Below are 25,025 nucleotides of genomic sequence, written 5' to 3'. Positions count from 1 at the left end.
CGGGCGCCGTCGGCAGGGTAGCCGGCACACTCGGCAGCGACCTCGGTGCCTGGGCTGTACGAGGCTTGGCCGGCGCCAGTTCCGCCCTCAACCTCGTGCTGCTGGCATTCTGGCCACGGGATATCGGTGACTCAACGCTTTACACCCCGGAGCAGTTGGAGGGGATGCGTTTGGCCAGCACGCGAGTGCGTTTCCAGTTTCGCCAGGATGAGTCCGGTGAACTGCGTGTTTATGGCCTACATACCCAACCTGGCAGTGGCGCTGACCGTGTGCCGGTTGCACAAGCCCGGTGGAATGTGGACAAAAGCGCGATGGTGGCGGTGCTGGATGGCATCAGCATCACATGGACGCCGAACCATGGGCCGGTGGTCAACGCGCCGAGTCCGTATCCGGGTGCACAGGAACGTCTGGATAATTTGTTCGTTCATCCGATTGCAGTGGGGCAAGACTCGGCAATCAGCCACTACCCTGGCCGGGAAGCTAACGAAGTTACCTGGCAGGATACGATCATTTCGTTTCCTGCTGACTCGGGTATGCCGCCGTTGTATTTGGTGTTTGCCAAGCCAATGGTTCACCCACTGGAAGTTGGGCCATATGACGACTTGAGCAGTCGCAGCATCAAAGACGGCTATGACATCGATCATCTTTCGGCTCGTAAAGTGCTTGAAGCTGTTCTGCTAAAACTTGACGGAGAAATGGATCCACGGGAAATAAGGGATTACCTTCGGCGAGCCCCAAGCATCGCTATTCCTGCCCGAGTCCACCAAAAATATAGTGAGACCTACGGCGGGCGTAGTACCAAAGCAAAGCAGATGCAGGATGCCTCCGACCTGAGGGCCGCGGTGGACAGCAACTTCAATGCGATTAAACGCGGACTTCTGGAGGAAGGCTTCACCGAAGCAGACGTCGAAGTGGCTCGGGAGCAACTGCATAGGCTCAGTAAAGAACAGGGGTGGTATTGATGAGTGCGCAAACTATTAATGGCTGGATCAGAAATCTGGGCAAACGCTACGAAGATTTGATTACCGAAGGGCTGATACCGAACCAGCCATTACAAGAACTTTATGACGGGCGGGATCGCCTGCACTTAGAACCTGCATGGGGACTTTCCCTGAGTTTTTGGGCAGAAACCAAGCGATTGGAAGCGCTGTTCATCACTCTGATTAAAAGCACTCCGTCGACATTGGAATATAAGGGCGAGCTGCCCAAACCTCTCGCTTCTACGATGACGAAATCCGACATTCGGTCGCATTTCGGCGTCCCTGTAGAATCAGGTGTTCCTGTAAAAATGCCACAGCCCGGGGGTATGACTGGAGGGTGGGATGCCTATCATCTTGATCCAAGCACACATCCGAATACCAAGCTGGTTTGCAAGTACACCTCCACTTTTCAGGTAAAAGCGTTGGTGTTTACATTGATTGATAAGAACCACGACTGATCTGCGTTCTGTTCCCAACTGGTTCGCCCCGCGTGGGAACGAGCGTCAAAGACGTAGAGCGTTCAGATGCACCGCGTTGGATTCATCGCAGGCAAGCCAGCTCCCACAGTGACCGCGTTCCAACTTTGAAATACGGTCAACTGTGGGAGCTGGCTTGCCTGCGATAGCGGTGTAACAGGCAGCAGGTCTATCCCTGACTGAACTGCGAAGCCAATTCGCGCAACAGCACCTCGGCATCCAACACTTTACCCACCACATCCTCCGCCTTCTCGCGGCTCAAACCCAGGCGCTCAAGCAGTGCGTCCGGAATGGATTCATCCGGCCCGGAGCCAATCCCCCGGCTGCGCAACAGGCGCACCGCCAGGCACACCAGGTTCGGGTATTCGGCGTATTGCCCGTCATACGTGGGGTCGTGCTGGAAGCGCAGGGCGGTGCACAGTTCGTCCGGCATGTCCCAGTAACGCATCAACCAGGCGCCGATCTGTTCGCGGCTGATGCCCAGCAAGTGTTGCTCGACGTAGCTGTGGCACAGGTGCGGGTTGACCTCCAGGTGCCGGCAGATCAGCGAGAAGTGCGGCGGAAACACGTGGGCCAGCAGCAGGTAGCCGAAGTTGTGCAGCAAACCTGCCAGGTAGGTCAGGCCGGCCTCCGGGCGCTGGGCGCGGGGCATGGCGCGGGTCAGGCCCTCAATCACAGCGGCGGTGTAGATCGACTGGTGCCAGTACGGCGTGGACAGGTGCGGGCGGTCCTTGGGCAGGCTCAGGGTTTTGCCCAGGGCCAGGCCCAGGGCCAGGTTGATTACCAGATCAAAGCCCAATACGCGCACGATGGCGTCTTCGACTGAGCGGATCTTGCCCGGCGAGGCGTAGTAGGGCGACGCGGCCCAGCTGACGACCTGGGCGGCAAGGGCCGGGTCGGTTTCCACCACGCCAGTAATGTCGTCGATGGTGGCGTTGGGGTCGACACGCAGCTTGATGATCTTCTGTGCGGTGTCGGCCAGCGGCGGAATCTCGATGGTCGCTTCCAGGCGTTGCTGGATACGGCGCGCGGTGAAGGCTTGCATCGCCTGGGTGATTTCCTCGCGGTCATCATTGGGGCGGTCGAGGTTCGGGCGGATGTTGCTCAACGGTTCACCGAACTGCGCGGCGCTGGCCTTGGTGAGCAGGCTCTTGAAGGCGTCGGTGGGGATTTCCAGCAACAGCCCGGCTTCGCCCGAATGCACCAGCAGGCTCGGCTCATTGAGCATACGGCCTTCGTACAGGCATGGCGAACTGGTCAGTGGCGGCAAGCCTGGCAGCAGGCTCAGGTCATGCTTGCCCAGCATGCGCTCGACCCGCTCGGGGGCTACGGCCGTGAGGCGGCGACCGGTGAGTTCGGCGAGGCGGTTGAGGTCCAGCAACTGGCTTTGGGGGAACAGCACCATGAGCGCGCCAACCGCATCCTCAAGCAATACCGCCTGGACCTTTCGGGCAGGGTTCAGGCCAGGCTGTTCGAGGACTTCCGTGTAGGGGATGGCGAGCTTTGCGAGCAGCGCCCGAATGACCGGCGGGGCGGTCAGTGGGGCTGTGGCGAGGGCAACTTCTGACATGGCCTGATCCAATTTCTTACAGTCATTGGAGTATAACCAGCTTGATACGGGTGTTGGTCGGATAAGTGCGTCAGGCGTCACACTTGACCGTATTGCTGGCCGTGGCGCAGCCAGCGGTTGAGCAAGGGGCTGACGTGATCGGGCCAACGTTCGAGCAAGGCTTGCGCAGCATCGCGCACGGCGGGCAGCAGGTCGGCATCGCGCATCAGGTCGGCGACCTTGAATTGAAGCAGGCCGGTCTGGCGCGTGCCGAGCATTTCACCGGGGCCGCGCAGTTCGAGGTCTTTTTCGGCGATGACAAAACCGTCGTTGGTTTCGCGCATGATGCCCAGGCGCTGGCGACCGATCTGCGACAGTGGCGGGTGATAGAGCAACACGCAGTGGCTGGCGGCGCTGCCCCGGCCCACCCGCCCGCGCAGCTGGTGCAGTTGCGCCAGGCCCAGGCGCTCGGGGTTTTCGATGATCATCAGGCTGGCGTTGGGAACGTCCACGCCCACTTCAATCACGGTGGTGGCCACCAGTAATTGCAGGTTGCCGGCCTTGAACTCGGCCATCACCGCGGCTTTTTCCGCCGGCTTCATACGGCCATGGATCAACCCGACCTTGAGCTCACCCAAGGCGCTGGTGAGGTCTTCATAGGTAGTTTCGGCGGCCTGGCAGGTCAGTTCTTCGGACTCTTCGATCAGTGTGCACACCCAGTACGCCTGGCGGCCTTCGGCGCAGGCACCGCGCACGCGCTCGATCACTTCGACCCGCCGCGTGTCGGTGACCAGCACGGTGTTGACCGGCGTTCGCCCTGGCGGCAGTTCGTCGAGGATCGAGGTGTCGAGGTCGGCGTAGGCGCTCATGGCCAGGGTGCGTGGGATCGGCGTGGCGGTCATGATCAACTGGTGCGGGTTCATGCGCCCGCCCACGCCTTTCTGGCGCAGGGCCAGGCGCTGTTGCACGCCAAAGCGGTGCTGTTCGTCGATGATCACCAGCGCGAGGTTCTTGAACTGCACTTCGTCCTGGAACAGTGCATGGGTGCCCACCACCATCGGTGCGCCGGCGGCGATCTGTTCCAGGGCGGCCACGCGGTTCTTGCCTTTGAGCTTGCCAGCCAGCCACGCCACCTCCAGGCCCAGGGGTTCGAGCCAGCGCTTGAAGGTGATGAAGTGTTGTTCGGCGAGGATTTCCGTGGGTGCCATCAGCGCCACCTGATAGCCAGCTTCCAGGGCTTGCAGGGCGGCGAGGGCGGCCACCACGGTCTTGCCAGCGCCTACGTCACCCTGGATGAGCCGCAGCATCGGCTCTTGCTGGCTGAGGTCGTAGGCGATTTCATTGCCCACGCGCTGTTGCGCGCCGGTGGGTGCAAAGCCGAGGTTGGCCAGGTATTGCGCAGGCAGCCGCGTGGCCTTGGGCATCGCCGGGGCGCGCAGGGAACGCATGCTTTCGCGCAGGCGTTGCTGGGACAGCTGGTGCGTGAGCAGTTCTTCAAAGGCCAGGCGATGCTGGGCCCAATGATGGCCGAGGGCGAGTTCGTCCACATCGGCATCGGCGGGCGGGTGATGCAAATACCGAATCGCATCGGCCAGGGGCGCCAATTGATAGTCGCGGGCCAGCTCCAGGGGCAGCCAATCGGGCAGGCTTTGCGGGCCGAGCATGGTCAGGGTCTGCATGCACAACTGGCGCAGACGTTGCTGGGTCAGGCCCTCGGTCAGCGGGTAGATCGGCGTGAGCGTGGTGTCCACCGGTGGCGGCTCATCGCCGGTAATGGCGCGGTATTCCGGGTGGTAGATTTCCAGGCCAGAGGCGCCTGGGCGTGCCTCGCCGTAACAGCGCACGCGGGTGCCACGCTTGAGGCCTTCTTTCTGTGCGTTGCTGAAGTGGTAGAAGCGCAGGCTCAAGCCACCGGTACCATCCTGCAGACGCACCACCAGGCTGCGGCGCTTGCCCATCACCACGTCGGCGCCGCTTACGGTGCCTTCGATCACCGCGTCCTGCCCAGGGCGCAAATGACCGATGGGCACCACGCGGGTGCGGTCCTGGTAGCGCAGGGGCAGGTGGAAAAGCACGTCCTGAAGGTTCTCCAGGCCGACCTTGGCCAGCTTCTCGGCCATGGCCTCACCGACACCCTTGAGTGCCGTCACCGACACCTGCGACAGCTCAGTCATACCGTGGCTTAGCTCGCAACGGGCGGCTTGGCCACCGAACACAGGCGGATCGAGTCCGCGAGGATCTCAATCGCTTTGGGGCGCGGGAAGCTGGCGCGCCAGGCAATCGCCACGGTACGGAACGGCACGGGCGGCGTGAGTGGGCGCACTTCGATCACGCCCTGGGCGTAGTGATGGCTGTCTACCGCAGACAGCGGCAGGATCGAGATGCCCAGGCCGGACGCGACCATATGGCGAATGGTTTCCAGGGAGCTGGATTCCACCGTGGTGTGCTTGGCGCCGTCGTTGCCCTTGGTCAGGGTCGGGCAGGCTTCCAGCACCTGGTCGCGGAAGCAGTGACCTTCACCGAGCAGCAGCAGGCTCTTGTCATTGAGCAGGCCGGCGTCGATGGTGTCCTTCTTGGTCCACGGGTGGGAGGCCGGCATCAGCACGTAGAACGGCTCGTCGTAGAGCGGCAGGGTCAGCACGTCCGCCTCGTTGAAGGGCAGGGCGATGATGATCGCGTCCAGCTCGCCGTTGCGCAGTTTGTCGCGCAGCACGTGGGTGAAGTTTTCTTCGATATACAGCGGCATCTGCGGCGCGACGCGGTGCAGTTGCGGAATAAGGTGCGGGAACAGGTACGGGCCGACCGTGTAGATGGCGCCGACTTTGAGCGGTGCGGTCAGCTGGTTCTTGCCGGCCTGGGCCAGTTCGCGAATGCTTTGCGCCTGTTCCAGGACCTTCTGGGCCTGGGCAACGATGCCTTCGCCCACCGGGGTGAGACGCACGGCGCTCTTGCTGCGCTCGAAAATCAGCACACCGAGTTCGTCTTCAAGCTTTTTCACACCCACCGACAGCGTCGGCTGGCTGACGTGGCAACGTTCGGCTGCATGGCCGAAGTGCTGTTCTTGGGCGAGGGTCACGATGTAGCGTAATTCTGTAAGAGTCATAGCGGGCGTCCATGAGGTTGCGGGCCAAGCATACCGGCTGCAATCGATAGACGCACGTTATCAGAACTTTGCTGGGGATTGAGTGGGGAATGTCGGAATTTTGCTGAGGTAATAAAGCACATGCGGGAGGGAGCAAGTCCCTCCCACAGTACTCTGTCAGCGGCGACGCTTGTCGATGTTGTAAACGAACGGCGCGACCAGTTCGACGCTGCCGTTTTTCAACAGGTCCGCAGGCGGCTTGGGTAGCGGCTGAGCCTTGCGGATCATCTCAAGGGTTGCACGGTCCAGGTCGGCGTTGCCGGAGCGGCCTTCCAGTTCGTAAGACAGCACATTGCCTTCACCATCGACCACGAAGCGCAAGCGGTTCATACCTTCCTTGCCACTGCGTTGGGCGCCAGGCGGGTACTTCTTGTACTTCTGCAGATGCGCCAGCAATGTGCTTTGCCAGGAAGCCTGGGCGGCCAGCTGCTGTGCCGATGGGCCCGGCGTAGGCTGTGCGGACTTCTGCGCAGGTGCGTTGCTCGGCGGCGTTTCGCTCGGTGGCTCCTCGGAAGGTTTCTCCTTGGGCGGCTCGGGCTTCTTCTCCACCGGCTTTGGCGGTTGTGGCTTAGGCTTGGGCTTGACCGGCTTGGGCACCTGGATCGTTGGCTTGGGCGCCTCGGCCAGCTTCGGCAGGGGCAGCTCTTCGACCGGTGGTGGCGGCGGCGCAACGACCTTGGGCGGCGCTGGAGGCGGCGGCGGTGCTGGCAGCGGCGCCAGGTCGATGACCATGGCGGCGGGTGGCAGCTGGATCGCCTGCGGCGCGGACCATTGGAGCGCGATGATGATCGCGACGGCATGCACGCCCAGCACGACGGCGAGGCTGGTGCCATAACGCGTCAGTTTGTGGCGCGTCGTGATCATTTCTTGGCTGCCGTCTCAAGTCCGACCAGGCCTACCTTGAGGTAGCCGGCAGCCCGCAGGGCATCCATCACGCTCATCAGGTCGCCATAGTCCACGCCTTTGTCGGCCTGGAAGAAGATCGTCGTGTCTTTCTTGCCTTGGGTCTTGGCATCCAGCACCGGCCCCAGGGTTTCAGCCTTGACTTCTTCTTCGCCCAGGAACAGGCGTTGGTCCGCCTTGACGCTGAGGAAGATCGGTTTCTCTGGCCGCGGCGCCGGCTTGGCGCTGGACGCAGGCAGGTCCACCTTGATGTCCACGGTCGCCAGCGGAGCCGCCACCATGAAGATGATCAGCAGCACCAGCATCACGTCGATAAACGGCGTGACGTTGATTTCGTGGTTCTCGACGAGTTCGTCGTCGCCTTGATTCAAATGCAGGCCCATGGCCGATTACCCCACTTTCACCATGTGCGGTTGCGAGCTGCGCTCGGTAGGCAGGTGATCGAGGTCACGGCTGACCAGCAACAGGACTTCAGCCGATGCATCCGACACCTGGGCCTTGTAGCCGGCAATCGAACGGGCGAAGACGTTGTAGATGACCACCGCAGGAATCGCGGCAACCAGGCCCAGGGCGGTCGCCAGCAGGGCTTCGGCGATGCCGGGGGCAACGACGGCGAGGTTGGTGGTCTGGGTTTTGGCGATGCCGATGAAGCTGTTCATGATGCCCCACACGGTACCGAACAGGCCGACGAAGGGCGCGGTGGAACCGATGGTGGCGAGTACGCCGGTGCCGCTGCTCATGTTGCGGCCACAGGCGGCAACCAGGCGCTCCAGGCGGAAGCTGACGCGTTCCTTGATGCCTTCTTTTTCGCGAGTGTTGGCCGACAGGCGCATTTCTTCCAGCGCGTCGTGCACCAGCAGGTTGGCCAGGGTGCCCTTCTTGGTCGCGGTTTCGCTCGCTTCCTTGAGGGTGGTGGCTTTTTTCAGGTGGACGATTTCAGCACGCAGACGACGCTTGGCGCCCAACAGCTCGAAGCCTTTGGCAATCCAGATGGTCCAGGTGATGATCGAGGCGATGGCCAGGCCGATCATCACAGCCTTCACTACCACGTCGGCATTCTGGTACATGCCCCATGGCGACAGGTCGTGGGCCATGCCCAGGGTGTTGTCTTCTTCCAGCACCACGCCGGTTTCGTCGGCAGGTGCGGCAGCGCCGGCGGCCTGGGCCGGGTCGGTGGCCACTGGCGCGACGGCAGGCGCTGCCGGGGTCGCGGCATTTTGCTCGGCGGCTGCTGGAGCGGCGGGAGCGGTGGCGTCAGCGAATGCGGCGGTCGGTGCCAGCAGCACGCTGAACAGCATCGCAGCAATCGCACGCCAGGCGCGGGAGGGACTGTGAAGCTTGGTTGGCGAAGCGGGGTTTGTATGACGTGTCATGCTGGCCGGACCTGAGAGAAAAAATGGGTGATCGTCCTTCCAGACCATTTCGGGTCGAGGACAAATGGGCGGTTATTATTGCAAGTAATTCTTGTTAACTAAAGTGGCACTGTTACTTTATTTCGCTTTTTACTGGCCGTTGATCCACTCGCGCGGCTAATCTGCGCCTTTGAGAATGGAGTTTTGTGATGTCTGTGCCTTCTGTTGTGATTGCCGGTTGCGGTGATGTGGGTAGTCGGCTGGCTAGCCAATTGCTGGCCTCGGAATGGGAGGTTCACGGCCTGCGCCGCGATATTTCGCGCCTGCCCGACGGGGTGATCGGCATCGCCGGCGACCTGTTCAAAAAGGACTGCCCTGACACCTGGCCCATCGGCGGGGTGGATTACCTGGTGTACTGCGCCGCTGCCACTGACCACGACGAAGCCGGCTATCGCGCCGCCTACGTGCAAGGGTTGCTGCATGTGCTGGAGTGGCTGGAAGACTACGGCCAGACGCCCAAGCATTTGCTGTTTGTCTCCAGCAGCAGTGTGTATGGGCAGCAAAACGGCGAGTGGGTCGACGAAACGTCCGAGACGCAAGCGAAGGGCTATTCCGGGCAGGTGATGCTGGAGGCTGAACAGGTGGCGCTCAACAGCGGTATTCCAGCGACCATCGTGCGACTGACCGGGATTTACGGCCCGGGTCGTGAATGGCTGCTCACTCAGGTTCGCCAAGGCTATCGCGTAGCGGTTGACCCGCCGTTGTATGGCAACCGTATCCACGCCGATGACGCCGCGGGCCTGCTCGCCTTTTTGCTGCGGCATGTGGAAAAAGGCGGTTCGCTGGACAAGTTCTATATCGGCGTTGACGATGCGCCGGCACCACTGGCCGAGGTGGTGGCCTGGTTGCGCGAGTACCTGGGTGTGACCGAGTGGGCTGAAGATGCAAGTGTGCGCCGTGCTGGCAGCAAACAGTGCAGTAATGCGCGTATCAAGGCGCTTGGCTGGATGCCGACATACCCGACTTACCGGGAAGGCTATGCGGCGATTCTGAAAGGCTGAAGCGCGGCAAAAAATGTGGGAGCAGGCAAGCCAGCTCCCACATTTGGATTTGTGTGAGGCTTTTATTACTTTTCAAGCAGCCATTGGCGCGGGCCTGGCGTAAACGAAGGCACTTCATCGGCCTGCGCGGTATTGATCGCCTGGAAGATCTCCAGTTGCTCACCCTTGCGCGCGAAGATCCAAGGGTTGCCCTGGCCGTTCAGTTGCAGCCAGATGCTGTCATAGCCGCCGCTCATGGAGGCGCAGTCGCCTGCCAGGCAGAGTGAATAACGATCAACCCCCGGCAGGCCGGCGACCTTGCCGTCAGCCTGGAACTGCACCGTGGCGCCGCTGCCGGTGCCGTCGCTGATCTTCCAGTCGCCGCCCATGTAGGCCGCGTAAAGTGCGCGTTCGAAGTTGGCGCCCAGTGGCGCGCCTTCTGGGGCCGGGTCTTTGGCGCGGGCAAACAGCTGCTCGGGCTCATTGTCGTTGGCCACTTGCAGCAGTTGCTTGCCTTTGCGTTTGAGTTCGGTGGCAGAGCTGCCATAGAAGTCCACGTTCCACGCGCCGGGTTTTTCACCCGACAACTTGCCTTCCGCCACTTCAAAACCGTTGTAGTAGCGCGCCTGCAAGGCCTTGGTGTTGACCTCCCACTCAAGGTTGGGGCCATAGGATTGCAGGGCTTCACGCAAAGGGCCGCCCTTGGCTGCCGCGTCGATGGCGGCCTGGTTGATCCAGGTGCCGCTCACATCCAGGTCGGCGGGGTTGCTGGCGCAGCCGCCGAGCAACAGGGCGAGCAACGAGGAGGCTACAAGCGCTTTGCGCATTACGAAATCCTTCTGAAACGAAGTCGGCGCAGCCTGTTGGGGCTGCGCCGGGTGTTTTACTCGATGACCAGAATGGCGTCCATCTCAACCTGTGCGCCCTTTGGCAAGGCGGCAACGCCGATGGCGGCGCGGGCTGGGTAAGGTTGTTCGAAGTACTTGCCCATGATCTCGTTGACCTTGGCGAAGTGGCTGAGGTCAGTGAGGAAGATGTTCAGCTTGACGATGTCCTTGAACGAACCGCCGGCAGCTTCAGCCACGGACTTGAGGTTTTCAAAGACCTGTACGGTCTGGGCTTCGAAGCTTTCAACCAGTTCCATGGTCTTTGGGTCCAGCGGGATCTGGCCGGACATGTAGACGGTGTTGCCCGCCTTGATCGCCTGGGAATAAGTGCCGATGGCAGCTGGAGCTTTATCGCTGGTGATAACTGTCTTGGTCATGAATGACTCCTTGTAATGGATCGGTTATGCACGCATGCGGGTGATGCGGATCACACCGGTCAAGGCGCGCAACTTTTTGATCACGCGGGCCAGGTGCACGCGGTCGTGCACGCTGACCACCAGTTGGACCACGCTGATGCGACCATCGCGTTCGTCCATGCTGATTTTCTCGATATTACCGTCGGCGGCGTTGACGCTGCTGGCCAGCAGGGCGATCAGGCCGCGCTGGTGTTCCAGCTCCACCCGCAGCTCGACGTTGAATTCGCCGGTGACATCCTTGGCCCACGAGAGCTGGATGCATTTTTCCGGGTTGTGGCGGATTTCGGTGATGTTGCGGCAGTTGTCCAGGTGCACCACCATGCCTTTGCCTGCGGACAAGTGGCCGACAATCGGGTCGCCCGGGATCGGCGTGCAACATTTGGCGTAGCTGAGCACCAGGCCCTCGGTGCCGCGAATCGCCAGCGGGCCTTCCGGGCTCGGCAGCTGTTCGCCTTCGCCCAGCAGGCGGCGCGCAACCACGTAGGCCATGCGGTTGCCCAGGCCGATGTCTTCCAACAGGTCTTCGATGGTTTCCTGGCGGTACTCGTGGAGCATCGCTTGCACGCGCTCTTGCGGGATCTTGTCCAGGGCGCTGTCGAAGCCGTTGAGTACCTTGTTCAGCAGGCGTTCGCCCAGGCTGATGGACTCGGAGCGGCGCTGCAATTTCAGCGCGTGGCGAATATGCGTACGTGCCTTGCCGGTGACCACAAAGTTGAGCCAGGCCGGGTTCGGGCGAGCGCCCGGTGCGCTGACGATCTCCACCGTGGAACCGCTTTGCAGCGGTTCGGACAGCGGGGCCAGGCGCCGGTTGATGCGACAGGCGATGCAGCTGTTGCCGACATCGGTGTGCACTGCGTAGGCAAAGTCGACCGCCGTGGAGCCTTTAGGCAGCTCCATGATCCGACCTTTAGGCGTGAACACGTAGACCTCGTCCGGGAACAGGTCGATCTTCACGCTTTCGATAAATTCCAGGGAGTTGCCGGCACGTTGTTGCATTTCCAGCACGCCCTTGACCCATTGGCGCGCACGGGCATGGGTGCCTTTGGGCTGCTCGTCGCCGCTGGATTTGTACAGCCAATGGGCGGCGATGCCGTTGTTGGCCATCTCTTCCATTTCGCGGGTGCGGATCTGGATCTCGATCGGCACGCCGTGCATGCCAAACAGGGTGGTATGCAGCGACTGGTAGCCGTTGGCCTTGGGAATTGCGATGTAATCCTTGAAGCGGCCTGGCAGGGGCTTGTACAAATTGTGTACAGCGCCTAGTACGCGGTAGCAGGTATCGACCTTGTCGACGATGATCCGGAACGCATACACATCCATGATCTCGTTGAAGGCGCGACGCTTGCCGCGCATCTTCTTGTAGATGCCATAGATGTGCTTCTGCCGGCCGCTGACCTCGCCCTCGATCTCGTCGATCGCCAGGCAATGGCTCAGGGACTCTTCGATCTTGTTGACGATTTCCTTGCGGTTGCCCCGTGCGCGCTTGACCGCCTGGTAGATGCGCGCCGAGCGCATGGGGTGCATGGCTTTAAAGCCAAGGTCTTCGAATTCGATACGAATGGCGTGCATGCCCAGCCGGTTGGCGATGGGCGCATAGATTTCCAGGGTTTCCTTGGCGATGCGCCGGCGTTTTTCGCCGGACAGCACTTCCAGCGTGCGCATGTTGTGCAGCCGGTCGGCCAGCTTGACCAGGATCACCCGAATGTCTCGGGCCATGGCCATGGCCATTTTCTGGAAGTTTTCCGCCTGGGCTTCGGCCTTGGTCTCGAAGTTCATCTGGGTCAGCTTGCTGACCCCGTCGACCAGTTCGGCCACGGTTTCGCCAAATTGCGCACTGAGCGCTTCCTTGGCAATGCCGGTGTCTTCGATCACGTCATGCAGCATCGCGGCCATCAGGCTCTGATGATCCATGTGCATGTCGGCAAGAATATTGGCCACCGCAAGAGGATGGGTGACATACGCCTCGCCGCTACGGCGGCGTTGGCCGTCGTGGGCTTGTTCGGCGTAGAAATACGCTCGGCGAACCAGGTTGACCTGGTCGGCGCCGAGGTAGGCCGATAAGCGATCGGCGAGGGCGTCTATGCTCGGCAAAGTGTGAACTCCTGCCGATGGCTGTGACCCCGCGCCGTGCTACGTCGACCAGGCATAGGCTTAGACGTCCTCGTTGGACTCGCCTTCGAACGCTGCAAACAGCGGTTCGTCTTCAACGATTTCGGCGTTGGCGATGAACTCGTAGCTCATCAGGCCTTCAGCGATTTCACGCAGGGCTACAACGGTAGGCTTGTCGTTTTCCCACTGGACCAGGGGCTCTTTGCCGCCAGTGGCCAGTTGACGGGCACGCTTGGTAGAGAGCATGACCAGCTCAAAGCGGTTATCCACGTGTTCTAGGCAGTCTTCAACGGTTACGCGGGCCATGGTATTCCTCGGAGCGAATGCAAGATGCGCGCTGCCCGGTTGGGCGAGCGGACTGAGCAGTTTAAAAAATCACCAGCGTTTAGGGAAGCGCTGATTTTTGGCAGGCCTTCGCAAAACCGCTACAAGTGCCAATGTAAGGCCCTTGCAGCTGTTTTGGGAAGAGCCAATCAGCCGAGCAATTCGGCGAGTAATTTGCCGAAACGTTGCTGTTGGCGCTTTTGCTGCAGTTGGTTGGCGCGGAAAATCGCCTTCAAATCGTCCAGTGCGTGGGCAAAGTCATCATTGATGATCAGGTAGTCGTAGTCGACGTAGTGGCTCATTTCGCTGACGGCCTCACGCATGCGCCCCTCGATGATCTCGTCGCTGTCCTGGCCGCGGTTGGTCAGGCGCTGGTGCAGGGCTTGGAGCGAGGGCGGCAGGATGAAGATGGAGCGCGCCTTGGGCATCAGTTGGCGCACTTGTTCGGCGCCCTGCCAGTCGATTTCCAGGATCAGGTCGTGGCCTTCGTCCAGGGTCTGCTGCAGGTGGCTTTGCGAGGTGCCATAGAGATTGCCGAACACTTCGGCGCGCTCGAGAAAGTCACCGTGTTCGATCATCTTGACGAACTCGGTACGCTCGACGAAGTGATAGTGCACGCCGTCTACCTCGCCCGGGCGCATGGCGCGGGTGGTGTGGGAGACCGAAATGCGGATCTGCTCGTCGGCGTCGGTCAAGGCCTTGACCAGGCTGCTCTTGCCCGCGCCCGAAGGGGCGGAAATGATGTAAAGGGTGCCGGTGCTGTGGGTCATGGAGGGTGCCTTACTCAATATTCTGTACTTGTTCGCGCATTTGCTCGATCAACACTTTGAGGTTGACCGCCGCCGTGGTGCTGCGCGGGTCGAACGCCTTGGAGCCCAGTGTATTGGCTTCGCGGTTGAGTTCCTGCATCAGGAAGTCCAGGCGCCGACCGGCGGCACCGCCCGACTTGAGTACGCGGCGCACTTCAAGGATATGGGTGCTCAGGCGGTCGAGTTCTTCGGCCACGTCGCTCTTCTGCGCGAGCAGGACCATTTCCTGTTCCAGGCGCGTCGGGTCGAGGTCGGCTTTCATGTCGGTAAAGCGGTCGAGGACCTTCTGGCGCTGGGTGGCGAGCATCTGCGGTACCAGTTCGCGCAGGGTCACCACGTCGGCTTCGATCGACGTCAGCCGCTCGTTGATCAGGCGCGCCAGCTCGGCGCCTTCGCGCTCGCGGCCGGCCTTGAGTTCCTTCAGGCCCTGGTTGAACAGGGCGAGGGCTTCGGCATTCAGGGCCTGCGGGTCGGCCGCGTCGGCCACCAGCACGCCGGGCCAGGCCAATACTTCCAGAGGGTTCAATGCGGCCGGCTGCTTGATCAGTCCAGCGATGGTTTCGGCCGCGGCCACCAGTTGGGCGGCGCGGTCGCGGTCAACCTGCAGCGGCTTGCCGGTGGTTTCTTCGGTAAAGCGCAAGGTGCATTCCAGCTTGCCACGGGAGATCCCCTGGCGCAGCGCTTCACGCACCGCTCCTTCGAGGTCGCGGAACGACTCTGGCAGGCGCAGGTGCGGCTCCAGGTAACGGCTGTTGACCGAGCGCAGTTCCCAGCTGAGGGTGCCTTGGGCCCCGGCTTTTTCGACACGGGCGAAGGCGGTCATGCTGTGCACCATGGAGGTACCTCGCGTTGGATAAATAGAAATTGACCAGGCCGACCTGTAGGAGCGAGCTGGCTGGCGAAGAACGCAAGGGCACCGCGTTGAATCAGGAAGGCCCCGTAATCGTTGACGTTTTTCGCGAGCAAGCTCGCTCCTACCGTCTGGAGGCGCAGGATTGTAGCGCAGTGGGAGGGGGCACCCAAACACGGGCATTAGTAACCGGATTTTTTAGAAGTGCCTCGAACCGGCTTGCGGCTCTATAATGCTCGGCAGTTTTTCGTCCTCAGTACAGGTATCCCCTATGAAACGTCCAAGTGGTCGCGCTGCCGATCAGCTCCGCTCGATCCGCATCACCCGCAACTACACCAAACACGCCGAGGGATCTGTACTGGTCGAGTTTGGCGATACCAAGGTCATCTGCACTGTCAGCGTCGAAAACGGCGTGCCGCGCTTCCTCAAGGGCCAGGGCCAGGGTTGGTTGACCGCTGAATACGGCATGCTGCCGCGCGCCACTGGCGAGCGTAACCAGCGTGAAGCCAGCCGTGGCAAGCAAGGCGGGCGCACCCTGGAAATCCAGCGCTTGATCGGTCGTTCCCTGCGTGCCGCTTTGGATATGTCCAAGCTGGGTGACGTCACCCTCTATGTTGACTGCGACGTGATCCAGGCTGACGGCGGTACCCGCACGGCATCCATTACCGGCGCCATGGTGGCCCTGGTTGACGCTTTGAAAGTGATCAAGAAGCGTGGCGGCCTGAAAGCGGGTGACCCGCTCAAGCAGATGATCGCCGCTGTGTCGGTTGGCATGTACCAGGGCGAGCCTGTGCTGGACCTGGACTACCTGGAAGACTCGGCCGCCGAGACCGACCTCAACGTGGTCATGACCAGCACCGGTGGTTTCATTGAAGTGCAGGGCACTGCCGAAGGCGCGCCATTCCAGCCGGCTGAGCTGAACGCCATGCTGGCCTTGGCCCAGAAGGGCATGACCGAAATTTTTGAATTGCAGAACGCCGCGCTGGCTGACTGAGCCGGCCCCAAGGAGAAGCGCCATGAATGACAGCCAGTTGCCGGTTCCGGCACCGTCCAAGGAAGTACGCCAGTGGGCAATGTTGTGTCATTTCGCGGCATTCCTGGGGTTGGTATTCCCCTTCGGCAGCTTGCTGGGGCCGTTGATCCTGTGGCAGTTCAAGAAGGACATGGACCCGCTCGTCGATGACCAGGGCAAGGAGGCGCTGAATTTCCAGATCACCGTGGCGATCGCCTGGCTGGTGTGCCTGCTGCTGGGCTTCGTGGTGGTCGGCTTCTTGCTGATGACCGTGCTGGTGATCGGGGCGTTGATACTCACGATCATCGCCGGTATCAAGGCCAACAAAGGCATTGCCTACCGGTATCCGTGGACCTGGCGCCTGGTCAAGTAACCGAGCGGCCACAAAAAAACCGACATCACTGTCGGTTTTTTTGTGCCTGGAGAATGACCTCAGATGGTCAATGTCCAGTCGTAGTCCACGATCAGCGGCGCGTGCTGCGAGAAGCGCGGCTGGCGCGGCAGGCGTGCACTGCGCACGAACCGGCGCAGGCCCGGGGTCAGCAGCTGGTAGTCGAAACGCCAGCCCAGGTTGAGCATCTCAGCCTGTTCGTTATCCGGCCACCAGCTGTACTGGTCGCCTTCGCGGCTGACTTCGCGCAGGGCATCGACATAGCCCATGTTCCCGACAATCTCGTCCATCCAGGCGCGTTCCGGCGCCAGGAAACCTGGGGATTGCTGGCTGTCGCGCCAGTTCTTGATATCCAGCTTCTGTTGCGCCACGTACAGCGAGCCACAATAAATGTACTCGCGACGTTTGCGTCGCTGTTTATCCAAGTAACGGGCGAAATCGTCCATTAGCTTGAATTTCTGGTTCAAGTCTTCATCGCCGTTCTGCCCGGAAGGAAGCAGCAAGGTCGCGATGCTGACCTTGTCGAAATCGGCTTGCAGGTAACGCCCGTAGCGGTCGGCTGTCTCGAAGCCGAGGCCGCTGATGACCGCCTTGGGTTGCAACCGCGAGTACAAAGCCACGCCACCTTGGGTGGGCACTTCGGCATCGCAGGCATAAAGGAAGTAGCCATCCAGTTGGAAGGCTGGGTCGTCCAGTTCAAAGGCGGAGGCACGGGTGTCCTGCAGGCAGATGACGTCGGCATTCTGTGCTTGCAGCCAACTGAGCAAACCACGCTCGACTGCAGCCTGAATACCATTAACGTTCACACTGATGATCCGCATAAATGGCCCCAAAAATCGCGTGCGTGTATGATACACGCCGTCCACCCAATTAGCTAAATCCGTGGTATCTGAGGCTTTTTTCATGCAGGCGTATCAGCGCGATTTCATTCGTTTTGCCATCGATCGCGGCGTTTTACGCTTCGGTGAGTTCACCCTCAAGTCCGGGCGCACCAGCCCGTACTTCTTCAATGCGGGCCTGTTCAACTCAGGTTCGGCCCTGGCTCAGCTAGGCCGTTTCTATGCGGCAGCCATCGTTGAGAGCGGTATTTCCTTCGACGTACTCTTTGGCCCGGCCTACAAGGGTATTCCCCTGGCTGCGGCGACGGCGGTCGCCCTGGCGGAGCATCACGGGCAGGACTTGCCGTGGTGTTTCAACCGTAAGGAAGCCAAGGCCCATGGTGAAGGCGGGAGCCTGGTCGGCGCGCCATTGACCGGCGATGTGCTGATCATCGATGACGTGATCACCGCGGGCACTGCGATCCGTGAAGTGATGCAGATCATCGCATCCCAGGACGGCGCCAAGGCTGCTGGCGTGCTGATCGCCTTGAACCGCCAGGAGCGCGGCAACGGTGAATTGTCGGCGATCCAGGAAGTGGAGCGTGATTTCGGCATTCCGGTGGTGAGCATCGTGTCGTTGAACCAGGTGTTGCAGTTCCTGGAAGATGACCCGCAGCTCAAGCAGCATTTGCCAGCTGTGCGTGCATACCGCGAGCAGTTCGGCGTCTGACACTGACCCCTGTGAGAGCAGGCTTGCCCGCGATAGCGGTGTGTCAGGCGGTGCATTTTTGAATGTACTGCCGTCATCGCAGGCAAGCGAGCTCCCACATTTGAACTGTGTACAAACAAAAGGCCCCGCTCAATTCAATTGAGCGGGGCCTTTTGCTTTGCGGCGATTAAGAACGCTTGCGGTTACTGATCAGCGTGCCCATACCGGTATCCGTGAAGATTTCCAGCAGCACCGCATTCGGCACGCGGCCATCAATGATCAGCGAGCTGCCGACGCCGCCTTGCACCGCTTCCAGCGCGCAGCGGATCTTGGGCAGCATGCCGCCGTAGATGGTGCCGTCGGCAATCAGGTCGTCCACCTGTTGGGTGGTCAAGCCGGTCAGTACCTTGCCTTCCTTGTCCATCAGGCCGGCGATGTTGGTCAGCAGCATCAGCTTTTCAGCCTTCAACGCTTCTGCCACTTTGCCCGCCACCAGGTCGGCGTTGATGTTGTACGACTCGCCATTGGCGCCCACGCCGATCGGCGCGATCACCGGGATGAAGTCACCCTTGACCAGCAGGTTGAGCAGGTCGGTGTTCACGCCCACCACTTCACCCACCTGGCCGATGTCGATGATTTCCGGCTGGGTCATTTCAGGTGTCTTGCGGGTAACGGTGAGCTTTTTCGCACGGATCAGCTCCGCATCCTTGCCGGTCAGGCCGATGGCGCTGCCGCCGTGGCGGTTGATCAGGTTGACGATGTCTTTGTTGACCTGGCCGCCGAGGACCATTTCCACCACGTCCATGGTTTGCGCGTCAGTGACACGCATGCCATCGATGAAGTGACTCTCGATCGACAAGCGCTTGAGCAGGTCGCCGATTTGCGGGCCGCCGCCGTGAACGACCACCGGGTTGATCCCTACGGCCTTCATCAGCACGATGTCGCGAGCAAAGCCGGTTTTCAGCTCGTCGCTTTCCATGGCATTGCCGCCGTACTTGATCACCAGCGTCTTGCCGACGTAGCGTCGAATATAAGGCAACGCTTCGGACAGGACCTTGGCGGTGTTGGCAGCGGCTTCGCGTTCGAGGGTCATTCAGGGCTCCGGGCAAAAAATCAGAACGGTAATTGGAGATCAGGGGCAACACGTTTCAACTGGGCGTGGAACACGTCCTTGATGCGCTGCAACTCCGCTTCGGTATCCGCCTCGAAACGCAGGACCAGCACCGGTGTGGTGTTGGACGCGCGAACCAGGCCCCAGCCTTTGGCGTAATCGACTCGCACACCATCAATGGTGGTCAGGTTGGCGCCTTCACCCCATTGCGCATCGTGCAATGCGTCAATGATGCTGAATTTGCTCTCCTCGGTCACATGGATATTGATCTCAGGCGTAGAAATATCATTCGGGAAGGTCTGAAACAGCTCTTGCGCCGTGGATTTCTCCTTGCTGAGGATCTCCAGCAGACGAGCGGCGCTGTAAATACCATCGTCAAACCCGAACCAGCGCTCCTTGAAGAACACGTGGCCGCTCATTTCGCCGGCCAACAGCGCGCCGGTTTCCTTCATTTTCTTTTTGATCAACGAGTGACCGGTCTTCCACATTAGCGGGCGACCGCCGTATTCCTTGATCAATGGCGTGAGGCGGCGAGTGCATTTCACGTCGAAGATGATCTCGGCGTTGGGGTTGCGCGCCACTACGTCACGGGCAAACAGCATCAGCAGGCGGTCCGGAAACACGATCTCGCCGGTTTCGGTCACCACGCCTACACGGTCGCCGTCGCCATCGAAGGCCAGGCCGACGTCGGCGCCCACTTCCTTGACCTTGGCGATCAGGTCCACCAGGTTTTCCGGCTTGCCTGGGTCTGGGTGATGGTTGGGGAAGTTGCCGTCCACTTCGCAGAACAGTGGGATCACTTCGCAGTTCAGGGCTTCGAGCAGTTGCGGGGCAATCACGCCCGCTGCGCCGTTGCCGCAGTCCACCACGACTTTCAGGCGGCGGGCGAGCTTGACGTCGCGGGTGATTTCATCGGAGTAGCGCTGGAGGATATCGACCTTGGTGATGCTGCCGGTGCCGCTGGTCAAGTCGTTGGTCTTCAGGCGGGTGTGCAGGGCCTGGATCTGTTCATTGGCCAGGGTGTCGCCAGCGATGACGATCTTGAAGCCGTTGTAGTCCGACGGATTGTGGCTGCCGGTAAGCATGACCCCGGATTTGCCCGCCAGTACGTTGGCGGCGTAGTACAGCGCGGGGGTTGGTACCAGACCGACGTCGCTGACGTGGCAGCCGCTGTCAGCCAGGCCCTGGATCAGTTGCTCGACCAACTCCGGGCCGGACAAGCGGCCGTCACGGCCTACCGAAACGTTGGGTTCGCCTTGGGCCAGGCTCTGGGAGCCGATGGCGCGGCCGATCCAGTAGGCGGTTTCGGCGGTCAGGGTCTTGGGGACCACGCCACGGATGTCATAGGCGCGAAAAATGCTGTCGGGAAAGGTCGGGGCTACGCGGGCTGCGGTACTCATCGCGGGGGAAACTCCATCTGAAAGGGGGCAAGGCTGGCCTGATGTGGCTGGCCGGCAGGCTCAAACTGAAGGGTATGACGGCGTTTTCGGCAGAGAGTTCGTGGTGTAAAAATGCCATCGGCGCTCTGGCTTTAGCATTGTTTTTACGTAGTCCTTTGATTTCATTAGAGAAATCTCGATGATTATTTCCGCGCATTCTTCATCCTGAAAAGCCGGGCGGTGGCGCGGGGGCGGACGATGGCGTCCGGCCACGTTCAGCTTAGTCAGTGACTGCCGGAATGCCCAAAACCGCCTGCGCCGCGTTGGGTTTCGTCAAATTCCTGCACCAATTCAAAATGCGCCTGCACCACCGGCACCAGTACCAACTGGGCGATGCGCTCGCCGATGGCGATGTTGAAAGCAGTCTGGCCACGGTTCCAGCACGACACCATCAACTCGCCCTGGTAGTCCGAATCGATCAGGCCGACCAGGTTGCCGAGCACGATGCCATGTTTGTGACCCAGGCCGGAGCGCGGCAGGATCAGCGCCGCCAAGCCAGGATCGCCGACATAGATCGACAGGCCGGTGGGAATCAGGATGGTCTGGCCCGGCTCAAGGACGGTGTCCTCCTTGAGCATGGCGCGCAGGTCCAGGCCGGCGGAGCCCGGCGTGGCGTAGGCCGGCAGGGGGAACTCGTTGCCGAGGCGTGGATCGAGGATCTTGGCTTGCAAAGCGTGCATGGAGATTAAACCTGGTTCAGCCGTTGGGCGATAAAAGAGATCAGTTGGCGGGCAATCTTGCCCTTGCTGGTCTGGGCGAAAAGGGTGGCGTGCAGTTCGCGGTCGATCACGCTGCACGCATTTTCCTCGCTGTTGAAGCCGATGCTCGGGTTGGCGACATCATTGGCAACGATCAGGTCGAGGTTTTTGTCTTTCAGTTTGCGTGCGGCGTAGTCCAGCAGGTGCTCGGTCTCGGCAGCGAAGCCGACGCTGAACGGGCGGTCTGGACGGGTAGCGATGGTGGCCAGGATGTCTGGGTTACGCACCATTTGCAGGAGCAGGCCGTCGCCGCTCGTAGGGTCTTTCTTGAGCTTCTGCGGGGCGACGACCTCCGGGCGGTAATCCGCAACCGCTGCCGAGGCGATAAACAGGTCGCAGGGGATGGCGGCTTCGCAGGCCGCCAACATGTCCCGAGCGCTGACTACGTCGATTCGCGTGACGCGATCAGGGGTGGGCAGATGCACGGGACCGGTGATCAGTGTGACGCGTGCGCCTGCTTCGACCGCAGCTTCTGCCAACGCGAAGCCCATTTTTCCTGAGCTATGGTTGGTGATGTAGCGCACCGGGTCGATGTTTTCCTGGGTTGGGCCGGCGGTGATCAGCACGTGCTTGCCGGTCAGGGCCAGGTGCTGGAAGCACTCGGCGGCGCACTGCGCGAGGTCCGTGGCTTCGAGCATGCGGCCCAGGCCGACGTCGCCGCAGGCCTGGCTGCCGGACGCCGGGCCGAACACCTTGAGGCCACGGGTTTGCAGGAGTTGGGTATTGGCCTGGGTGGCCGGGTCGCGCCACATGGCCTGGTTCATGGCCGGTGCGATAGCGACGGTGGCGTCGGTGGCCAATACCAGGGTGGTGAGCAGGTCATCGGCAATGCCCTGGGCCAGACGGGCGATCAGGTCGGCGGTGGCCGGGGCGATCAGCACCAGGTCGGCCCATTTGGCCAGTTCGATATGGCCCATGGCGGCTTCTGCTGCCGGGTCCAGCAGGTCGAGGTGAACCGGGTGGCCGGACAGGGCCTGCATGGTCAGCGGGGTGATGAACTCGCTACCACCACGGGTCATGACCACGCGCACTTCGGCGCCCTGGTCCAGGAGCCTGCGAACCAACTCTGCGCTCTTGTAGGCGGCAATGCCGCCGCCGACGCCGAGAACGATGCGTTTCCGATACAGACGCTGCATTGGTTTGCCTTTCCAGTTCAGTGATGCCAGTTCAGTGACGCCTGCGATGACCCCTCCCCAGGTGAAATCGCCGGCAAAAAAGAGGGCCCTACGATAACACAGCGCCCGCCGGGCAACAGCGGAGCAGATACAGGGAGGTGGGATGAGTATTCGTGATTGGCCCGTGGCGGAGCGTCCGCGGGAGAAGCTGTTGGAAGGCGGCGCGGCAAGCCTGTCCGATGCCGAACTGTTGGCGATCTTTTTGCGTACGGGGGTTGCCGGCCGAAGTGCGGTCGACCTGGCGCGCCATCTGTTGGCGCAATTCGGTGGCCTGCGCCCGTTACTGGAGGCCAGCCAGACGCTGTTTAGCCAGCATCTGGGGCTGGGCCCGGCGAAGTTCGCTCAACTGCAGGCGGTGCTGGAAATGTCCCGGCGCCACCTGGCAGAGCGCTTGCGGGCTGACTCGGTGCTGGAAAGCCCGCTGGCCGTGCGCGAGTACCTCAAGGCACTGCTGCGCCATGAGCCCCATGAGATCTTCGGTTGCCTGTTCCTGGATTCCAAGCATCGGGTGCTGGGGTTCGAGGCCATGTTCCAAGGCACCATCGACGCTGCGATTGTCTATCCGCGACAAGTGGTCAAGCGCGCCTTGGCGTACAACGCGGCGGCGTTGATCCTGTGTCACAACCACCCGTCGGGGAGCGCGGAGCCCAGCGCGGCTGATCGAAAATTGACCAAATTGCTGCAAAAGGCGCTGGATGTGGTGGATGTGCGTGTGCTGGACCACATCATCGTGGGCGATGGTGATCCGTTGTCGATGGCTGAATACGGTTGGCTGTAATAACCCCGCCTCTGTCTGTAGGAGCGAGCTTGCTCGCGAAAAACCTGAGAACCCCGCGGGGCGTCAGGCTTGCCGCGTCATCGTTGTCGATTTTCGCGAGCGAGCTCGCTCCTACAGGTGGGAGTGTTCCTTAGGGTTTGAGGCTGACCTTCGAGTAATCCTGGCGCCCGAAAGGGCTTACTTGGTACCCCTCGATGTTCTTGCGGGTCAAGGCAAACGCCGTCGGATGCGCCAACGGCAACCACAGCGCCTGTTGCTGGATCTGCGCCTGAGCCTGCTGATACAGCTTGCTGCGCACGCCTTGCTCGCTGGTGGTTTTGCCGGCACTGATCAACTTATCCAGAGTGGGGTCGCAATAGCGGGCGAAGTTGGTGCCGGACTTTACCGCGGCACAGGAGAACTGCGGCGTCAGGAAGTTATCCGGGTCGCCGTTGTCGCCGGCCCAGCCCATGAACAGCAAGTCGTGCTCGCCGGCCTTGGCGCGGCGGATCAACTCGCCCCATTCGATCACGCGAATCTCGGCCTGGATGCCAACCTTGGCCAGGTCAGCCTGCAACAGTTGGGCGCCGAGGTTCGGGTTGGGGTTGAGCAGGCTGCCGGTAGGGCGGGTCCATATCGTGGTCTTGAAGCCGTCCTTGAGCCCGGCGCGGCCCAGCAGCGCCTTGGCTTTGGCGAGGTCCTGCGGGTAGCCTGGCAACTCTTTGGCATAGCTCCAGGTATTCGGCGGGTAGACACCGTTGGCCGCTTCGACGGTGCCTTCGAACACGGCCTTGAGGTAGCTGCCCTTATCAAAGGCCAGGTTGATTGCCTGGCGTACTTCGGGCTTGTCCAGCGGCGGGTGCTGGCTGTTGATGGCGACGAATGCGGTCATGAACGCAGCGGTTTTCTCGACTTTGAGTGCTGGGTCCTTTTCGGCTTCGCCCACATCCAGAGGCTTGGGCGACAGGGCGATCTGGCATTCATCGCGGTGCAGCTTCTGCAGGCGTACGTTGGCGTCCGGGGTGATGGCGAAAATCAGGTTATCCACCGCCGGTTTGCCGGCGAAGTAGTCCGGGTTGGCCTTGTAGCGCACCACGGCGTCTTTCTGGAAACGCACGAACACAAACGGGCCGGTGCCGATGGGCTGGCTGTTGAGCTTTTCGGGTGTACCGGCCTTGAGCAGTTTGTCGGCATATTCGGCCGGGTAGATCGAGGCAAAACCCATGCTCAGCGCCGGTAGGAAGGTGGAGTCGGCGTGGTCGAGGGTAAAGCGCACGGTCAGCGGGTCAAGGGCGTCGATTTTCTTGACCAGTGTAGGCAATTGCAGGGATTGGGCGTGAGGAAAGCCGCTCTGGGCGATCTTGTGCCACGGGTTGGCCGGGTCGAGCATGCGCTCGAAGCTGAAGCGCACGTCTTCGGCGGTCAGGGTGCGGCTTGGGCTGAAATAGCTGGTGCGATGGAATTTCACATCGGGATGCAGCTTGAAGGTGTACGTGAGCCCATCGGGCGACACTTCCCAACTGTCTGCAAGGCTGGGTACCAACTTGCCACTGGCCGCGTCGAATTCCACCAGGCGGTTCATCAGCACATCGGCCGAGGCGTTGGTGGTGGTCAGCGAATTGTACTGCACCACATCGAACCCTTCGGGGCTGGCCTCGGTGCAAACGCTCAAATTGGTGGCCGCAACGGCCATCGGCGCAATAAAGAGAGGGGCAAGCAATAGCGGTAGGGCAGCGAGGCGCATATTCGGTTTCCTGTGCAGATCGAAGGCCCATCTGCGAGTGCAGTCTGGAAAAAGCCTACCGTAGAGGTCTGATTGATAAATGACTAGCCCATTTTTGCCTGTGCTTTTGGCGCAAATGCTGTTTTGATGGCGCCTGCGCGTGTTGCGCCGTGCACTTCCCTGTGACCGCAGGCGTTGTAAATCATTCTGTGCGACGAGCGGTCGGCTGTTACAGCGGCCCCTCCTGGCAGCGGTTCAGGCACTTGTGGCCAAGATTTACGCTGCTAAAAATACA

At 61.1% G+C, this 25,025-nt stretch carries 24 protein-coding genes and 2 pseudogenes; 7 read left to right on the top strand and 19 right to left on the bottom strand.

Annotated features, from left to right (window positions below; all coding sequences use genetic code 11):
• The coding region (locus E1K68_RS27135) for an S-type pyocin domain-containing protein (protein ID WP_212614861.1) at nucleotides 1–962 on the top strand (962 nt) is incomplete at its 5' end.
• Nucleotides 962–1,438: a DUF6392 family protein gene (locus tag E1K68_RS27130; protein ID WP_034134061.1), complete on the top strand. Its 477-nt coding sequence runs from the start codon at nucleotides 962–964 to the stop codon at nucleotides 1,436–1,438. The genes E1K68_RS27135 and E1K68_RS27130, both read left to right, overlap by 1 nt.
• Before the next feature lie 187 nt (nucleotides 1,439–1,625).
• Here E1K68_RS27130 and E1K68_RS27125 read toward each other — a convergent pair whose 3' ends face one another.
• The 6 genes from E1K68_RS27125 to exbB form a co-directional block, all read right to left on the bottom strand.
• Nucleotides 1,626–3,026, bottom strand: coding sequence for an aminoacyl-tRNA deacylase and HDOD domain-containing protein (locus tag E1K68_RS27125; RefSeq protein WP_003195528.1), 1,401 nt, complete (start codon nucleotides 3,024–3,026; stop codon nucleotides 1,626–1,628).
• Nucleotides 3,027–3,103: 77 nt separating this feature from the next.
• A complete protein-coding gene (gene recG / locus E1K68_RS27120) occupies nucleotides 3,104–5,179 on the bottom strand; it encodes an ATP-dependent DNA helicase RecG (protein WP_003195525.1) in 2,076 nt (691 codons plus the stop codon).
• An 8-nt stretch (nucleotides 5,180–5,187) separates the two neighbouring features.
• On the bottom strand, nucleotides 5,188–6,108 hold the full coding sequence (locus E1K68_RS27115; RefSeq protein ID WP_003195523.1) for a hydrogen peroxide-inducible genes activator: 921 nt from the start codon (nucleotides 6,106–6,108) through the stop codon (nucleotides 5,188–5,190).
• A 156-nt stretch (nucleotides 6,109–6,264) separates the two neighbouring features.
• Nucleotides 6,265–7,011, bottom strand: coding sequence for an energy transducer TonB (locus tag E1K68_RS27110; protein ID WP_003195521.1), 747 nt, complete (start codon nucleotides 7,009–7,011; stop codon nucleotides 6,265–6,267).
• Nucleotides 7,008–7,433, bottom strand: a complete 426-nt coding sequence (gene exbD / locus E1K68_RS27105) for a TonB system transport protein ExbD (protein WP_003195519.1) — start codon at nucleotides 7,431–7,433, stop codon at nucleotides 7,008–7,010. Before exbD ends, E1K68_RS27110 begins: the two co-directional genes overlap by 4 nt.
• Before the next feature lie 6 nt (nucleotides 7,434–7,439).
• On the bottom strand, nucleotides 7,440–8,423 hold the full coding sequence (gene exbB, locus E1K68_RS27100) for a tonB-system energizer ExbB (protein WP_003195517.1): 984 nt from the start codon (nucleotides 8,421–8,423) through the stop codon (nucleotides 7,440–7,442).
• 188 nt (nucleotides 8,424–8,611) lie between these two features.
• On the opposite strand from exbB, the gene E1K68_RS27095 reads away from it, so the two are divergent.
• Nucleotides 8,612–9,463, top strand: coding sequence for an SDR family oxidoreductase (locus tag E1K68_RS27095; RefSeq protein WP_212614860.1), 852 nt, complete (start codon nucleotides 8,612–8,614; stop codon nucleotides 9,461–9,463).
• A gap of 65 nt (nucleotides 9,464–9,528) precedes the next feature.
• Here E1K68_RS27095 and E1K68_RS27090 read toward each other — a convergent pair whose 3' ends face one another.
• The 6 genes from E1K68_RS27090 to E1K68_RS27065 form a co-directional block, all read right to left on the bottom strand.
• Entirely contained in the window at nucleotides 9,529–10,269 is a 741-nt protein-coding gene (locus tag E1K68_RS27090; RefSeq protein WP_003195513.1) for a hypothetical protein, read from the bottom strand.
• Nucleotides 10,270–10,325: 56 nt separating this feature from the next.
• Nucleotides 10,326–10,706, bottom strand: coding sequence for a RidA family protein (locus E1K68_RS27085; protein ID WP_212614859.1), 381 nt, complete (start codon nucleotides 10,704–10,706; stop codon nucleotides 10,326–10,328).
• A 24-nt stretch (nucleotides 10,707–10,730) separates the two neighbouring features.
• Entirely contained in the window at nucleotides 10,731–12,836 is a 2,106-nt protein-coding gene (gene spoT, locus E1K68_RS27080) for a bifunctional GTP diphosphokinase/guanosine-3',5'-bis pyrophosphate 3'-pyrophosphohydrolase (protein ID WP_003195510.1), read from the bottom strand.
• Nucleotides 12,837–12,896: 60 nt separating this feature from the next.
• The gene (rpoZ, locus tag E1K68_RS27075; protein ID WP_003195508.1) at nucleotides 12,897–13,160 is read right to left on the bottom strand and encodes a DNA-directed RNA polymerase subunit omega; all 264 of its coding nucleotides are present in this window, start codon (nucleotides 13,158–13,160) and stop codon (nucleotides 12,897–12,899) included.
• Between the two features lie 167 nt (nucleotides 13,161–13,327).
• Nucleotides 13,328–13,948 carry a guanylate kinase gene (gmk, locus tag E1K68_RS27070; RefSeq protein WP_003195506.1) on the bottom strand — a complete coding sequence of 207 codons (621 nt, stop codon included), beginning with the start codon at nucleotides 13,946–13,948 and terminating at the stop codon, nucleotides 13,328–13,330.
• A gap of 10 nt (nucleotides 13,949–13,958) precedes the next feature.
• Complete coding sequence (locus E1K68_RS27065) at nucleotides 13,959–14,822, bottom strand: YicC/YloC family endoribonuclease (RefSeq protein WP_003195504.1); 864 nt, start codon at nucleotides 14,820–14,822, stop codon at nucleotides 13,959–13,961.
• Between the two features lie 286 nt (nucleotides 14,823–15,108).
• Between E1K68_RS27065 and rph the strand changes: the two genes are divergently transcribed.
• The gene (rph, locus tag E1K68_RS27060; RefSeq protein ID WP_003195497.1) at nucleotides 15,109–15,831 is read left to right on the top strand and encodes a ribonuclease PH; all 723 of its coding nucleotides are present in this window, start codon (nucleotides 15,109–15,111) and stop codon (nucleotides 15,829–15,831) included.
• 22 nt (nucleotides 15,832–15,853) lie between these two features.
• The gene (locus tag E1K68_RS27055; RefSeq protein ID WP_032894534.1) at nucleotides 15,854–16,222 is read left to right on the top strand and encodes a DUF4870 domain-containing protein; all 369 of its coding nucleotides are present in this window, start codon (nucleotides 15,854–15,856) and stop codon (nucleotides 16,220–16,222) included.
• A gap of 59 nt (nucleotides 16,223–16,281) precedes the next feature.
• On the opposite strand, the gene E1K68_RS27050 is transcribed toward E1K68_RS27055, so the two are convergent.
• Nucleotides 16,282–17,061 carry an exodeoxyribonuclease III gene (locus E1K68_RS27050; protein ID WP_003195493.1) on the bottom strand — a complete coding sequence of 260 codons (780 nt, stop codon included), beginning with the start codon at nucleotides 17,059–17,061 and terminating at the stop codon, nucleotides 16,282–16,284.
• Between the two features lie 82 nt (nucleotides 17,062–17,143).
• Here E1K68_RS27050 and pyrE point away from each other — a divergent pair, with 82 nt between their 5' ends.
• Nucleotides 17,144–17,788 (top strand): orotate phosphoribosyltransferase, encoded by a 645-nt coding sequence (pyrE, locus tag E1K68_RS27045; RefSeq protein WP_003195489.1) that lies wholly within the window; start codon nucleotides 17,144–17,146, stop codon nucleotides 17,786–17,788.
• Between the two features lie 166 nt (nucleotides 17,789–17,954).
• Here pyrE and argB read toward each other — a convergent pair whose 3' ends face one another.
• The 4 genes and pseudogenes from argB to coaBC all read right to left on the bottom strand — a co-directional run bounded on the left by argB (nucleotide 17,955) and on the right by coaBC (nucleotide 22,211).
• On the bottom strand, nucleotides 17,955–18,860 hold the full coding sequence (argB, locus tag E1K68_RS27040; protein ID WP_003195487.1) for an acetylglutamate kinase: 906 nt from the start codon (nucleotides 18,858–18,860) through the stop codon (nucleotides 17,955–17,957).
• A gap of 20 nt (nucleotides 18,861–18,880) precedes the next feature.
• Nucleotides 18,881–20,293, bottom strand: a pseudogene (locus E1K68_RS27035) (phosphomannomutase/phosphoglucomutase); the annotation flags it as partial.
• Between the two features lie 248 nt (nucleotides 20,294–20,541).
• A complete protein-coding gene (gene dut, locus E1K68_RS27030; RefSeq protein WP_003195482.1) occupies nucleotides 20,542–20,997 on the bottom strand; it encodes a dUTP diphosphatase in 456 nt (151 codons plus the stop codon).
• A 5-nt stretch (nucleotides 20,998–21,002) separates the two neighbouring features.
• On the bottom strand, nucleotides 21,003–22,211 hold the full coding sequence (gene coaBC / locus E1K68_RS27025) for a bifunctional phosphopantothenoylcysteine decarboxylase/phosphopantothenate--cysteine ligase CoaBC (RefSeq protein ID WP_003195481.1): 1,209 nt from the start codon (nucleotides 22,209–22,211) through the stop codon (nucleotides 21,003–21,005).
• Between the two features lie 142 nt (nucleotides 22,212–22,353).
• Between coaBC and radC the strand changes: the two genes are divergently transcribed.
• Nucleotides 22,354–23,028, top strand: a complete 675-nt coding sequence (gene radC / locus E1K68_RS27020; RefSeq protein WP_003195479.1) for a DNA repair protein RadC — start codon at nucleotides 22,354–22,356, stop codon at nucleotides 23,026–23,028.
• Nucleotides 23,029–23,044: 16 nt separating this feature from the next.
• On the opposite strand, the pseudogene E1K68_RS28015 reads toward radC, so the two are convergent.
• Nucleotides 23,045–23,119 (bottom strand): annotated as a pseudogene (locus tag E1K68_RS28015) (outer membrane lipoprotein carrier protein LolA); the annotation flags it as partial.
• A 39-nt stretch (nucleotides 23,120–23,158) separates the two neighbouring features.
• Nucleotides 23,159–24,751, bottom strand: a complete 1,593-nt coding sequence (locus E1K68_RS27015) for an ABC transporter substrate-binding protein (protein ID WP_212614858.1) — start codon at nucleotides 24,749–24,751, stop codon at nucleotides 23,159–23,161.
• Nucleotides 24,752–25,025 lie beyond the last annotated feature (274 nt).

It is taken from the genome of Pseudomonas sp. B2021, from assembly GCF_018135665.1.
GTDB lineage: Bacteria > Pseudomonadota > Gammaproteobacteria > Pseudomonadales > Pseudomonadaceae > Aquipseudomonas > Aquipseudomonas lactis.
This window is presented reverse-complemented; position numbering and strand designations above follow the sequence as displayed.

Coding starts and splice junctions, on each gene's coding strand:
- E1K68_RS27130 (WP_034134061.1), top strand. CDS start 962: ATGAGTGCGCAAACTATTAATGGCTGGATCAGAAATCTGGGCAAACGC.
- E1K68_RS27125 (WP_003195528.1), bottom strand. CDS start 3,026: ATGTCAGAAGTTGCCCTCGCCACAGCCCCACTGACCGCCCCGCCGGTC.
- recG (WP_003195525.1), bottom strand. CDS start 5,179: ATGACTGAGCTGTCGCAGGTGTCGGTGACGGCACTCAAGGGTGTCGGT.
- E1K68_RS27115 (WP_003195523.1), bottom strand. CDS start 6,108: ATGACTCTTACAGAATTACGCTACATCGTGACCCTCGCCCAAGAACAG.
- E1K68_RS27110 (WP_003195521.1), bottom strand. CDS start 7,011: ATGATCACGACGCGCCACAAACTGACGCGTTATGGCACCAGCCTCGCC.
- exbD (WP_003195519.1), bottom strand. CDS start 7,433: ATGGGCCTGCATTTGAATCAAGGCGACGACGAACTCGTCGAGAACCAC.
- exbB (WP_003195517.1), bottom strand. CDS start 8,423: ATGACACGTCATACAAACCCCGCTTCGCCAACCAAGCTTCACAGTCCC.
- E1K68_RS27095 (WP_212614860.1), top strand. CDS start 8,612: ATGTCTGTGCCTTCTGTTGTGATTGCCGGTTGCGGTGATGTGGGTAGT.
- E1K68_RS27090 (WP_003195513.1), bottom strand. CDS start 10,269: ATGCGCAAAGCGCTTGTAGCCTCCTCGTTGCTCGCCCTGTTGCTCGGC.
- E1K68_RS27085 (WP_212614859.1), bottom strand. CDS start 10,706: ATGACCAAGACAGTTATCACCAGCGATAAAGCTCCAGCTGCCATCGGC.
- rpoZ (WP_003195508.1), bottom strand. CDS start 13,160: ATGGCCCGCGTAACCGTTGAAGACTGCCTAGAACACGTGGATAACCGC.
- gmk (WP_003195506.1), bottom strand. CDS start 13,948: ATGACCCACAGCACCGGCACCCTTTACATCATTTCCGCCCCTTCGGGC.
- E1K68_RS27065 (WP_003195504.1), bottom strand. CDS start 14,822: ATGGTGCACAGCATGACCGCCTTCGCCCGTGTCGAAAAAGCCGGGGCC.
- rph (WP_003195497.1), top strand. CDS start 15,109: ATGAAACGTCCAAGTGGTCGCGCTGCCGATCAGCTCCGCTCGATCCGC.
- E1K68_RS27055 (WP_032894534.1), top strand. CDS start 15,854: ATGAATGACAGCCAGTTGCCGGTTCCGGCACCGTCCAAGGAAGTACGC.
- E1K68_RS27050 (WP_003195493.1), bottom strand. CDS start 17,061: ATGCGGATCATCAGTGTGAACGTTAATGGTATTCAGGCTGCAGTCGAG.
- pyrE (WP_003195489.1), top strand. CDS start 17,144: ATGCAGGCGTATCAGCGCGATTTCATTCGTTTTGCCATCGATCGCGGC.
- argB (WP_003195487.1), bottom strand. CDS start 18,860: ATGACCCTCGAACGCGAAGCCGCTGCCAACACCGCCAAGGTCCTGTCC.
- dut (WP_003195482.1), bottom strand. CDS start 20,997: ATGCACGCTTTGCAAGCCAAGATCCTCGATCCACGCCTCGGCAACGAG.
- coaBC (WP_003195481.1), bottom strand. CDS start 22,211: ATGCAGCGTCTGTATCGGAAACGCATCGTTCTCGGCGTCGGCGGCGGC.
- radC (WP_003195479.1), top strand. CDS start 22,354: ATGAGTATTCGTGATTGGCCCGTGGCGGAGCGTCCGCGGGAGAAGCTG.
- E1K68_RS27015 (WP_212614858.1), bottom strand. CDS start 24,751: ATGCGCCTCGCTGCCCTACCGCTATTGCTTGCCCCTCTCTTTATTGCG.